The sequence below is a fragment of the Proteus sp. fly-1067 genome, from assembly GCF_040139345.1.
Lineage (GTDB): Bacteria > Pseudomonadota > Gammaproteobacteria > Enterobacterales > Enterobacteriaceae > Proteus > Proteus vulgaris_B.
This window is the reverse complement of sequence record NZ_JBEEUL010000013.1, coordinates 77,552-89,427: the sequence shown is the minus strand read 5'-3', so window position 1 is coordinate 89,427 and position 11,876 is coordinate 77,552. Positions and strand designations below refer to the sequence as shown.

Annotated in this window: 10 protein-coding genes; all 10 read left to right on the top strand. The window is 36.4% G+C overall.

Annotation, left to right across the window (positions count from 1 at the left end):
- The first annotated feature begins 57 nt into the window (after nucleotides 1-57).
- The 10 genes from yieE to ABN217_RS15830 all read left to right on the top strand — a co-directional run bounded on the left by yieE (nucleotide 58) and on the right by ABN217_RS15830 (nucleotide 11,858).
- On the top strand, nucleotides 58-951 hold the full coding sequence (yieE, locus tag ABN217_RS15870; RefSeq protein WP_072069932.1) for a DNA-binding transcriptional regulator YeiE: 894 nt from the start codon (nucleotides 58-60) through the stop codon (nucleotides 949-951).
- A 118-nt stretch (nucleotides 952-1,069) separates the two neighbouring features.
- Complete coding sequence (locus ABN217_RS15865) at nucleotides 1,070-2,560, top strand: amino acid permease (RefSeq protein ID WP_072069931.1); 1,491 nt, start codon at nucleotides 1,070-1,072, stop codon at nucleotides 2,558-2,560.
- Nucleotides 2,561-3,126: 566 nt separating this feature from the next.
- Entirely contained in the window at nucleotides 3,127-4,134 is a 1,008-nt protein-coding gene (locus tag ABN217_RS15860) for a FecCD family ABC transporter permease (protein WP_419775814.1), read from the top strand.
- Nucleotides 4,134-4,916 carry an ABC transporter ATP-binding protein gene (locus ABN217_RS15855; protein ID WP_349439756.1) on the top strand — a complete coding sequence of 261 codons (783 nt, stop codon included), beginning with the start codon at nucleotides 4,134-4,136 and terminating at the stop codon, nucleotides 4,914-4,916. Before ABN217_RS15860 ends, ABN217_RS15855 begins: the two co-directional genes overlap by 1 nt.
- Before the next feature lie 171 nt (nucleotides 4,917-5,087).
- Nucleotides 5,088-7,106 (top strand): ligand-gated channel protein, encoded by a 2,019-nt coding sequence (locus ABN217_RS15850; RefSeq protein ID WP_072069928.1) that lies wholly within the window; start codon nucleotides 5,088-5,090, stop codon nucleotides 7,104-7,106.
- 757 nt (nucleotides 7,107-7,863) lie between these two features.
- The gene (locus ABN217_RS20690; RefSeq protein WP_071788546.1) at nucleotides 7,864-8,073 is read left to right on the top strand and encodes a hypothetical protein; all 210 of its coding nucleotides are present in this window, start codon (nucleotides 7,864-7,866) and stop codon (nucleotides 8,071-8,073) included.
- The gene (locus ABN217_RS15845) at nucleotides 8,063-9,442 is read left to right on the top strand and encodes an APC family permease (RefSeq protein WP_072069927.1); all 1,380 of its coding nucleotides are present in this window, start codon (nucleotides 8,063-8,065) and stop codon (nucleotides 9,440-9,442) included. The genes ABN217_RS20690 and ABN217_RS15845 overlap by 11 nt, the downstream gene beginning before the upstream one ends.
- Before the next feature lie 575 nt (nucleotides 9,443-10,017).
- A complete protein-coding gene (locus ABN217_RS15840; protein WP_072069926.1) occupies nucleotides 10,018-10,569 on the top strand; it encodes a fimbrial protein in 552 nt (183 codons plus the stop codon).
- A gap of 58 nt (nucleotides 10,570-10,627) precedes the next feature.
- Complete coding sequence (locus ABN217_RS15835) at nucleotides 10,628-11,326, top strand: fimbrial biogenesis chaperone (protein WP_115351021.1); 699 nt, start codon at nucleotides 10,628-10,630, stop codon at nucleotides 11,324-11,326.
- Complete coding sequence (locus tag ABN217_RS15830; RefSeq protein WP_072069924.1) at nucleotides 11,304-11,858, top strand: fimbrial protein; 555 nt, start codon at nucleotides 11,304-11,306, stop codon at nucleotides 11,856-11,858. The genes ABN217_RS15835 and ABN217_RS15830 overlap by 23 nt, the downstream gene beginning before the upstream one ends.
- Nucleotides 11,859-11,876 lie beyond the last annotated feature (18 nt).

The window sequence follows — 11,876 nt, the reverse complement described above, 5'->3', positions numbered from 1 at the left end:
TGTTACTGGTTTGTGGATAGTATGTTATTACAATGACGGCTCAAAGGTGGAATGGACATGCGAATTACGTTGCGGCAACTGGAAGTCTTTACTGAAGTTCTTAAAAGTGGTTCTACAACGCAAGCATCACAACAGCTTGCTCTATCTCAATCTGCTGTCAGTGCTTCTTTAACTGATCTAGAAAGCCAATTAGGAGTACAGCTTTTTGATAGGGTGGGAAAACGTCTTGTTACGAATGAACATGGTCGATTACTTTATCCCAGAGCATTATCTTTACTTGAACGTGCAATCGAAATTGAACAACTATTTCAGGCTGGAAATGGTGCTTTACGTATTGCTGCTAGTACCACAATAGGTAATTACATTCTTCCAAAAATGCTGGGTAATTTTCATCGTAATTACCCTGATATTCCATTAGAAATGAGCATTGGGAATACAGAAGAAGTCGTTAAGCTCGTGAGTGAGTTTCGGGTTGATTTAGGATTAATTGAAGGTGCTTGTCAAAGTTCTGAGTTAATTAGCCAAAAATGGCTTCTAGATGAAATGGTTATTTTTTGCTCACCAGATCATCCCTTAGCTAAAGCAACAAAAGTGACTTTAGCTGATTTACAATCAGCACCTTGGATCTTACGAGAGAATGGTTCAGGAACTCGAGATGTTCTTAATCATCTTCTTTTTGCTTCTTTGCCAGGCTATCGCATTGAAATGGAATTAGGTAATTCAGAAGCGATAAAACACGCAGTTATGTATGAAATGGGTATCAGTTGTTTATCTCGTCGAGTTATTGAGGAACAGATTAATAACGGCTCATTAAAAGAGATAAAAGTAGAAGGGTTGGCATTACAACGTACCCTATATCTGGTGTATCACCGCCAAAAACATGTCTCTGATGCACTGAAAAAACTGCTGACATATTGTAATGCTGAACACTTAATCAGCAATTTTTCATAAATTGCTAATAATTGACGCCCGATTATGAAGGTATCTTATAATCATGGATCCTTGCTATTCACGAACGACAGATTTGCTACAATCCTCGTCAGAAAAGTGAATATAAAAGTGGAATGTTATGTCAGAACAACAAAAAAGTACTGCTAAGTCGGGCGCAGTACAGCAGACTTTGCGCCGAGAATTAAAGGCGCGGCATTTAGCGATGATCGCTATTGGTGGTTCAATTGGTACAGGGCTTTTTGTCGCATCAGGGGCTACGGTTGCTCAAGCTGGGCCTGGTGGGGCATTACTCTCTTATGCTTTAATTGGGCTGATGGTCTATTTTCTAATGACAAGCCTTGGTGAGTTAGCCGCATTTATGCCCGTATCCGGCTCTTTCTCAACTTACGGTTCTAAGTATGTAGAAGAAGGCTTTGGTTTCGCATTAGGTTGGAACTATTGGTACAACTGGGCAGTTACCATTGCAGTTGACCTTGTTGCTGCACAATTAGTCATGCTCTATTGGTTCCCTGATGTTGATGGTTGGATCTGGAGTGCTCTATTCCTTGGCGTTATATTCTTGCTTAACTATATCTCTGTAAAAGGATTTGGTGAGGCTGAATATTGGTTCTCTTTGATCAAAGTTTCCACCGTGATTATCTTTATTGTTGTAGGTATTGCGATGATCACTGGCATTATGAAAGGAGCTGAAAACGCAGGTTGGCATAATTGGGAAATTGGTGATGCACCTTTTGCGGGTGGATTTGCAGCCATGATTGGTGTCGCTATGATTGTTGGTTTCTCATTCCAAGGTACAGAGTTAATTGGTATCGCGGCGGGAGAATCTAAAGATCCGGCTAAAAACATTCCAAAGGCTGTGCGTAAAGTTTTCTGGCGTATTTTGCTGTTTTATATCTTTGCTATTTTAATCATTAGCTTAATTATTCCTTATACTGATCCAAGTTTATTACGTAATGATGTTGGCGATATCAGCGTTAGCCCATTCACGTTAGTCTTTAAAAATGCAGGATTATTGTCTGCTGCTGCAATTATGAATGCCGTAATTTTAACGGCGGTTCTTTCTGCGGGTAACTCAGGTATGTATGCCTCAACTCGGATGCTATTTACACTAGCAAGAGAAGGCAAAGCGCCAAAATGCTTTGGTAAATTGTCTAAAAATGGTGTGCCACGTAACGCACTTTATGCAACAACCGTTGTTGCAGGTCTGTGCTTCTTAAGCTCAATGTATGGAAACCAAACTGTCTACTTATGGTTATTAAACACCTCAGGAATGACAGGATTTATTGCATGGTTAGGCATTGCAATTAGTCATTATCGTTTCCGTAAAGGTTATGTAGCACAAGGGCGTGATTTAAATGATTTACCTTATCGCTCGGGTTTCTTCCCAATTGGTCCAATTTTTGCCTTTGTACTGTGTTTAATTATTACATTAGGTCAAAATTACCAAGCATTTTTGGAAGATACAATTGATTGGTATGGTGCTATTGCAACGTATATTGGTATCCCATTATTCTTGTTAATCTGGTTTACTTATAAAATTGTGAAGAAAACCCGTTTTATTCGTTATAACGAAATGGAATTTCCAACACATATTGCGAATAAAAAATAACCGATAATTCAATATATTAAAACGCCTGTTTTGTGATTTGGTTCACATTAAAACAGGCGTTTTTTTATTTTTCAATTTAATCATTATAGAAAATATACAAAATCTTCAATTATATTGGCAATCGCATTGATAATTATTATTATTTGCTTTATTGTTAGCGCGTGATTTATTGGCTGATAAATAAAATAGCGGCGCTATTGATTGTAAATAATATGCTTAATGTAATAAGTCTGATCATTGTTAGTCCTTCTATTGCTCATTACAGCAGAACTGTCACTCAGCATAGTATAATAAATTACATAACGAATATGTTTCACCGTATAATGATTTGGCGACTCATTTCTTTGTTAGATAAATAGTCCCTGATTGATAATTTGCTCCATGCAATAAAAAGCATTTGATGAGTTGTACGGTATGCTTTTTCCAACGTAAAACACAGGTAAAAAGCAGAAGAACGTAAAAAAAGACTAGGTACAACAATTGATATGAGCATTATGCCAGAGCGACTTACCACAGAAGAACAAGCAAAAAGTACATCAGATAATGTAAAGGTACATTATCGAAAAATGATGAATAAACGCATGTTATGGTTAGGAGTAATTGTTTTAATTATTTGTGGTTCGGTGGTGTTAGATTTCACCATGGGACCTTCAGGTTTATCACTGGATAAATTATTAACAACACTTTTTCAGCCTGAGCTTGTTGATGCAGGTTCAAGAGTAATTGTATGGGATATTCGCTTACCCTATGCCTTAATGGCAGTGGTGGTCGGCATGTCGCTAGGGTTAGCGGGTGCAGAAATGCAGACCATTTTAAATAACCCTTTAGCAAGCCCATTTACATTAGGTTTATCAAATGCGGCATCATTTGGTGCGGCATTAGCCATTGTGCTTGGTATTGGTATTCCTGGCATTCCTGATCAATGGTTTATTTCAGCCAATGCATTTCTTTTTGCATTGTTATCAGCCTTGTTATTGGATGGAATTACACGTTGGACTCGTGTTCCGACATCAGGTGTTGTGCTTTTTGGTATTGCCATGGTGTTTACTTTCAACGCATTGGTTTCAATGATGCAATTTATTGCGACAGAAGATACTCTTCAAGGACTTGTTTTCTGGACAATGGGAAGTTTAGCGCGTGCAACATGGATAAAACTTGGGGTTATGGCTGGGGCTTTCGCTGTCATTATGGTGATTTCATGGCTAAGTTCATGGAAACTAACCGCATTACGATTAGGTGAAGACAGGGCGATTAGCTTTGGTATTGATGTAAAACGCTTAAGATTAGGCTCATTACTGCGGATCAGTATTTTAACGGCACTGGCGGTTGCTTTTGTTGGACCAATTGCTTTTATTGGGTTAGTTGCACCTCATATTGCCCGTATGATGTTTGGTGAAGATCATCGTTTCTATTTACCAGCAAGCGCATTAATCGGTGCTTTAGTTTTATCATTGGCGTCGATTGCATCTAAAAATTTAATACCTGGTGTTATTATTCCTGTTGGTATTGTGACATCGCTGGTGGGTGTGCCATTTTTCCTCAGCATGATTTTACGTCATAGAGGGAATATCTAATGATTGAAGGATTAAAAATTCAAGATTTTAGCGCTGGTTATGCTAAACATCTCATCATTAAGGCACTTGATGTTGAGCCATTACCTAAAGGAAAGGTCACTGTACTATTGGGGCCAAATGGGAGTGGAAAATCAACATTATTAAGAGCATTGGCTGGATTAAATAAATCATCAGGTGTTATCAGTTTAGATGGGAACGATCTGGCGTCGATGAATTTTGCACAACGTGCCCAAAATGTCGTCTATTTGCCACAAACATTACCAGCAGGTGTTCATTTACATGTTTTAGAATCCATTATTGTGGCGCAGCGTGCTTCTGGTGGATTAAATAATGAACATAGTGAAGCTCAGGTAATGCACTTATTACGTCAATTAAGTATTGAGCATTTAGCGTTACGTTATTTAGATGAATTGTCAGGTGGTCAAAAACAATTAGTTGGGCTTGCACAATCATTGATTAGACAACCCTCTTTATTATTATTGGACGAGCCATTAAGCGCATTAGATCTTAATTACCAATATCATGTAATGGATTTAGTCGCTAAAGAAACACACCGTAGAAATATTATTACTGTCGTTGTTGTCCACGATATTAATATAGCCTTACGACATGGTGAACATATATTAATGTTAAAGCAAGGGCAGTTAATGGCGCAAGGTGCACCAGATAAAGTTATTACAGCACAAAGCCTTGCTGATGTTTATGGCGTTCAAGGTCGATTGGAATATTGTTCACAAGGAATACCTCAAATTATTATTGATGGTTTAGTGGATAAATTATAGAGAAGTAAAAAAGAAAAAAGTAAATATAGGGATGCAGTAAATAGGGATATAAAAATAATATTAAAATAACTAAGGGTAACTAAATTTTATTTGTTACCTTAATTTCTGAGCAATTGTCGATCTGTCCATCTATATAAAATGTAAAGAATATATATTCTTGGAGAATCGGGAATGGTAGTGTTAAATAAAAATAAAATCGCGCTTGGCGTTGTTGCTGCTATTGCATCAAGTTTTGTAATGACTGCAACAGCTGAAAATGTAGAAAAACTACTTGTTACAACTGCTTCTGGGTTTAAACAAACGGTTGAAGATGCGCCTGCGTCAGTTTCTGTTGTTACACGTGAACAATTAGAAACTAAGTCTTATCGTGACGTGACTGATGCGCTAAAAGACGTTCCTGGCGTATTAGTAACAGGTGGTGGAAGTAGTTCTGATATTAGTATTCGTGGTATGGATGCAAAATATACCATGATCTTGGTTGATGGTAAGCGTGTTGCATCGCGTGAGACGCGTCCTAATAGTGATAACTCGGGTATTGAACAAGGCTGGTTACCGCCTTTACCTGCCATTGAACGCATTGAAGTTGTACGTGGCCCAATGTCTTCTTTATATGGTTCTGATGCAATGGGTGGGGTTATCAATATTATTACCCGTAAAGCGCAAAAAGAGTGGAACTTTAGTTTACGTGCAGACAGCACTATCACAGAGCGTAAAGATTCAGGTAACACTAATCAAGGCAGTTTTTATGCGGGTGGTCCACTAATTGATAATGTGTTGGGCTTGAAAATTCAAGGTCAATATTCACATCGTAGCGAAGACAAAATTGTGAATGGCTATAACCGTCAGATCACAGCAACAGGTGGTGGTACTTTAAGTTGGACGCCTGATGAGCAGAACACGATTGATTTTGAATTTAAAAAAGATAATCAACATCGTGACTCTCGCGTGTGGCATTCTAAATCAGGAGCACCTAGTCGAGGAAAAGCCCCTGAAAGTAGTTTTACCGACTATGAACTGACACATTATGCACTTACTCATGATGGTGTTTATGACTTTGGTACGATGAATACTTATGTTCAGCGTGATGAAAGCCGTAATCCATCCCGTAAAATGGATTATGACGACACAACAGTACGTAATCAGACAGTTTTAATGTTCGGTGATCATACCTTAAGTGTTGGTGCCCAGTATCGTTATGAAGAATTAAAAGATGAAGGGAATAAACTTAAAGGTAGCAATAAATTAGACCGTTATAGTTGGGCACTATTTGCTGAAGATGAATGGGCGATGACCAATGATTTCGCTTTAACGGGCGGTTTGCGTATGGATAAAGATGAAAACTTTGGTACACACTGGACACCTCGTGTTTACGGAGTCTGGCATCTTGCTGACGAGTGGACATTAAAAGGTGGGGTATCTACCGGTTATCGTTCACCTGATTTACGTCAAGCAACAGCATCATGGGGACAAGGTACGGGTGGTGGTAACTATGATGCGGTTATTTATGGTAATCCAAGCTTAAAACCTGAAAAATCAGTTACCGAAGAAATCTCGATTATTTGGGATAACCGTGAAAACCTGACAGCAAGTTTTGGTCTGTTCAATACCGACTTTAAAGATAAGATCATGGAAGAGCGTCGTTGTGATAGCCGTACCAATAAAGACGGCTCTAAAATGACGGATCTACGTGATTGTACATTAGCAGATGGTGTCGGAAATAGTGGCGGCCCTTATGACTTTGTAAGCGATAGAACGAATGTAGATAAAGCTAATATGCGTGGTATTGAAGCCACCTTTAACTGGACAATATCACCAGAGTGGAATTTAGCGGCTAACTATACTTTTACAGATACTGAACAAAAAAGTGGTGATTTCAAAGGTAAGCCATTAAATAAACAGCCACGTCATATGGCTAATGCAACTTTAAACTGGGAAACAACGCCAGAAATGGAAACATGGGCGCGTATTAACTTCCGTGGTAAAACCTCTGATTACTTATCACGCACCTCTATGTCACATGGTACGCCTTCTTATGCATTTGTTGATATTGGTACCAGCTACAGCTTAACCAAGCAATTAAATGTGATTGGTGGTGTTTACAATGTGTTAGATCGTCGTATTGACCAAGAACATTTTAATACTACATTAGAAGGTCGTCGTTACAATATTGGTCTGAACTATAACTTCTAATTAATTACCCCTCAGTTTGTGTCATTAAGACTCCACTTGTGGAGTCTTTTTTTATCTTTTATTTGCTGAGAATTAATACTGGAAAGTTTAAATATTGAGGTCTATATTTAGCTCAATAAATTATCTTATCAATCGCTTTATTCTGACTATCATATTGTTATTTCTACGTATTATTCATCATTTTGTTCTTAATTTGTTTACTGACATTTTTATTATGCGAAATAAATCTATAAAAAATAGGTGTTTTTTATTAAAAAACGTTTTATTTAAAAAATGGAAATGGATTTTAACAAAACAATATCATTAGTCTTATTAATGTATTTTAAATGCTTTATTTTGATGATTTGATATTGATGGTAAATTTAAATTCTCTTTTAGTCTTATTTATCAATTGGTTGTAGATGTGTTTTTTTTATGGTTATTCTATTTTTTTAAATGTTTGCATTTCAATATTTGTGATAAAAGCACGAACATTGTTAATTAAATGTGGCGTTATATGTTGACTTAGTTTGCGAATTGAAAAGATCGTAAAAAAAGAGGGCTTTTTGATGAAAATGTATTGCTATTTAAGTCTGAGACGTGCAAAATGCGCCCACTAAAAATATGACTGATGCGTTTAAAGTGCATCGGTTTTTTTTTGCATTTTTATTTATTACTACACCAAGAGGTCAGATTCATTTGAGTCTGAATAGATAACATAATTTGATTAGCAGCCAGCCCCTTAGAGAAAGGGTTGTCATGATAGAGGAATGCTAATATGGTACAATTATTCTCTTTCGCAGTCGGGCCAAACGGCACCTGCGGTAATGATGACTACGGAGCACGGCGTCTCCTAAACACATACACATCCTTAAAAACTTCATTCTATTCTGTTTATAGGCAGATGCGAAGTCTTCCCAGTAACTGTCGGTTGAGTTTATTGAATACTCAAACCGAAGTTATGGGAGGGTTCGCGAATGTCAGATAACGTCATCTCCTCTATCGGCACTAACCAAACTGGTGCTAACAATCGAGTTCAACTACGTAAAACCTTGACACTAATGCAGGTAGTCATGATGGGGCTTGCTTTTTTACAGCCTATGACTATTTTCGATACATTTGGTATCGTTTCTGGCATTACCAATGGTCACGTAGCAACATCGTATGCAATTGCTTTAGTTGCAATTTTATTTACTGCAGTAAGTTATGGAAAATTAGTTAAGCGTTTTCCATCAGCCGGCTCGGCGTATACTTATGCTCAAAAATCCATGAGTCCATATGTGGGCTTTATGGTGGGTTGGTCTTCTTTACTCGACTATTTATTTATGCCAATGATCAACATCTTATTGGCGAAAATCTATTTACAAGCAATATTCCCGGGTGTTGAACCGTGGATCTTTGTATTTGGTTTAGTGGCTTTAATGACGTTCTTTAACCTACGTGGTATTAACGTTGTCGCTAACTTAAATACAGCAATTGTTATTGTGCAAGTTGCGGTAATGGTTGTATTTGTAGGGTTACTTATCCACGGTGTATATAACGGAGAAGGTGCAGGGGAGTTATGGACCTTTAGACCATTTGCGTCTGTTGATGCAGAAGTTATACCGATGATAACTGGAGCAACAATACTCTGTTTCTCATTCTTAGGTTTTGACGGTATCAGTACATTGTCAGAAGAGACACCAAATGCAGGTAAAGTTATCCCTAAAGCGATTTTCTTAACAGCGCTGATTGGCGGAATTATCTTTATTGCGGTTTCTTACTTTTTACAACTGTATTTCCCTGATATTTCACGATTCAAAAATCCAGAAGAATCACAACCAGAAATAATGCTGTATGTTGCTGGAGCTTTATTCCAGTCCATTATATTAGTGTTCTCTTGCGTAACAGTATTAGCATCAGGCATGGCGGCTCATGCAGGTGTTGCTCGTTTACTTTATGTTATGGGACGCGATGGGGTATTCCCAGAGAAGACTTTTGGTTATGTACACCCTAAATGGCGTACCCCAGCATTTAACGTGCTATTAGTGGGTTTCTTAGCCTTAGGTGCAGTGTTCTTCGATTTAGTCACTGCAACGGCATTAATTAACTTTGGTGCGTTGGTTGCGTTTACTTTCGTGAACTTGTCTGTAATTTCACAGTTCTATATTCGTGAGCGCCGTAATAAAGGAATAATGGACCACATTAATTACCTGATATTACCTATTATTGGTGCAGCGACAATGGGGGTCTTGTGGATAAACCTTGAGCCAGGTTCTATGGAATTAGGCCTTGTTTGGGGCGCTATTGGTATACTTTATATGGTGTGGATCACACGTCGTTTCCGTCGCCCAATGCCACAAATGCCAGAGAAGTAATATTCTAAGAATTGTCATTATGATAAATAAAATGGCCTCAGTAATGAGGCCATTTTTTTGCATTGAATAAATAGTATTAGAATTGAACAGGATAATAAATAACCAATTGATTAATTTGAATACAATAAAGTTAAGGGTATTTACTCATTTAAATAAAAAAATTAAAAATAATTTTATGTGGATCTAGGTTTATTCTTAAGTATTTGTATTTAGTTATATTTACCTATTTAGATTAAATTAAATTATTATTTATATTAACATAAACATATCTATATATATGAAAAACAAAGTATATATATTGGAAATATACTTTTTTATTTTTTAAGTATTATATCGATGCTCAATTAAAGATTAGCTGAATATTCTAAAAATAAAGAAAATGTTTTATAAATAAAGAATTTTAAATAATTATCCTTATGTAATTTAAGCGTGTTATATAAGTAAGCTTTGATTGTTGTGCTACGCTTTAATAAGAATTAGAAAATATATTTTCTTAGTTCACATCTAATTGAGGTAATTAAGGGAATAATACTAATTCCAATAGACGATTTATTTAAAAAACGAAAGGTAACAATATGTCTTTAATTAAGAAAGTTGCTCCGTTTATCGTGTTGTCTGGATTTATGGTTGCAGGTAATGCTTTTGCTGCAACACAGGGTACAACTGTGTCATTCGAAGCATTAATTCGTGCCGCAAGTTGTGATGTTTCTTCAACAACAGAAGGTTCTAGAATTGATTGGGGAACCTTCACGAGTGATGAAGTTTCTGGCAAAAACGTCGGTGATCAATTAGGAGATAACAAGACGTTTAATTTAGAGCTTTCTAATTGTACAGCAGCACTAGCAGCTGATGGAACAATCAACCTTTATGCTCGTGGTAATAAATCAAACTTTGATTCTGAAATGTTTGCTAACGCAACAGCCGCTTCTTTAGCTGTAAAATTGCTAGCAACAGCAAGTAATACTTTAGTTAAACCAAATGTTGAAACAGGTCTGAAATTAGGACAAGAGATCATTAAAGATGGTACTGGTCGTATTCCGATGACTGCTGGTCTGTATTTAACAAATGGTGCAGTAACAAGTGATGAATTAAAAGTACCTGTTACTTTTACTGTTGCTTATAACTAATATTACTTAATTTTTAGAGGCTCTATCTAATAGAGCCTCTCATTAAAGAAGAAATATAATGATTAAAATTACAAATAGAATAAGAAAATTTTTTGTTATTTTACTAATGATTATATCTCCACTTGCTTATTCTAAAGGTGTGGGTTTAAACGCTACACGTATTATTTATCCTGAAGGTGAGAATAGTGTAGGTGTTATCATTCGTAATGAAGAACCAAAAATGAATTATTTGGTACAAGCCTATATTTCCTCTGATGAAAACCCAATTGTATTTCAAGTCACTCCACCTCTTTTTAGAATTAATAGTTTATCAAGGCATGAAGTGAAAATTTATGCCATGAGTAATTCTTTACCGAAAGATAGAGAAAGTATTTTTTATTTTCATGCAAAGATGATCCCTGGACAAAGCAATAATTCTGACACAGCGGGCCTAAGTGTGGGATTTGATAATGTTATAAAACTTTTCTACCGACCTAAAAATTTACCGATGACATCAGAGGATGCGCAAAAGAAATTAGGATTTAGTGTGGAAGGTAAACAATTAAAGGTAGTTAATAATTCCCCTTATTATGTCAACTTTGCTGGGTTTTCTGTCAACAATATAAAGCTAGATGTTAGTTTGGCCAATAACAATGCCATGATCGCGCCTTATAGTTCGATAAAATATACCTTACCTACAGGTGTAACTAAAGGAAGTGTTCAATGGCGTACAATAGATGATTTAGGTGGATTTAATGAACATAAAGCCACATTTTAAACCAATTGTATTGGGTGCATTATTAACTTGTATCTCTTTTTATGGATATAGCGCTGTTGATGATTCTGCGGTTGTAATAGTAAAAGGCTCAGTAACAAAAGGAACGTGTGCTTTTACTTTATCAGACCAAGCGGTGAAGTTTTCTCAATCAATATTAATGCAAAATGTTGATGAAATAGGTGTAAAAAAAGAAAACAAAATACCTTTTTCAGTTAATTATCTTTGCCAGGATTATGTTGATGAAACACCTGATATGGAAGTTGTTATAAAAGCGGGATCAGGAACACAAATTGCAAATAACAAAATATCACCGGTGAATAATCCAACTAATGCGAGTTTTGCTCTATACGATTGTAAAGATGATCATTGTTCTTTAGTTAATTTTAATGCTGGAACAAGTTCTGTTTATATTACAACAGGAAATGGTAATAAAAATAAAGACTTTGAAGTCGAGCTCGTTAAGAAAGACAGTTCAGCGGTTAATCCCGGTACGCTAAAAGCAATATTAGCATTAACACTTATACAACCTTGAGAAAGTAAATATGAATAT

What these genes read in the sequence shown, in the direction of transcription:
- ABN217_RS15830 (WP_072069924.1), top strand. Translation starts at nt 11,304, where the DNA reads ATGAACATAAAGCCACATTTTAAACCAATTGTATTGGGTGCATTATTA.
- ABN217_RS15835 (WP_115351021.1), top strand. Translation starts at nt 10,628, where the DNA reads ATGATTAAAATTACAAATAGAATAAGAAAATTTTTTGTTATTTTACTA.
- ABN217_RS15860 (WP_419775814.1), top strand. Translation starts at nt 3,127, where the DNA reads ATGATGAATAAACGCATGTTATGGTTAGGAGTAATTGTTTTAATTATT.
- ABN217_RS15865 (WP_072069931.1), top strand. Translation starts at nt 1,070, where the DNA reads ATGTCAGAACAACAAAAAAGTACTGCTAAGTCGGGCGCAGTACAGCAG.
- yieE (WP_072069932.1), top strand. Translation starts at nt 58, where the DNA reads ATGCGAATTACGTTGCGGCAACTGGAAGTCTTTACTGAAGTTCTTAAA.
- ABN217_RS15850 (WP_072069928.1), top strand. Translation starts at nt 5,088, where the DNA reads ATGGTAGTGTTAAATAAAAATAAAATCGCGCTTGGCGTTGTTGCTGCT.
- ABN217_RS15855 (WP_349439756.1), top strand. Translation starts at nt 4,134, where the DNA reads ATGATTGAAGGATTAAAAATTCAAGATTTTAGCGCTGGTTATGCTAAA.
- ABN217_RS15845 (WP_072069927.1), top strand. Translation starts at nt 8,063, where the DNA reads ATGTCAGATAACGTCATCTCCTCTATCGGCACTAACCAAACTGGTGCT.
- ABN217_RS15840 (WP_072069926.1), top strand. Translation starts at nt 10,018, where the DNA reads ATGTCTTTAATTAAGAAAGTTGCTCCGTTTATCGTGTTGTCTGGATTT.
- ABN217_RS20690 (WP_071788546.1), top strand. Translation starts at nt 7,864, where the DNA reads ATGGTACAATTATTCTCTTTCGCAGTCGGGCCAAACGGCACCTGCGGT.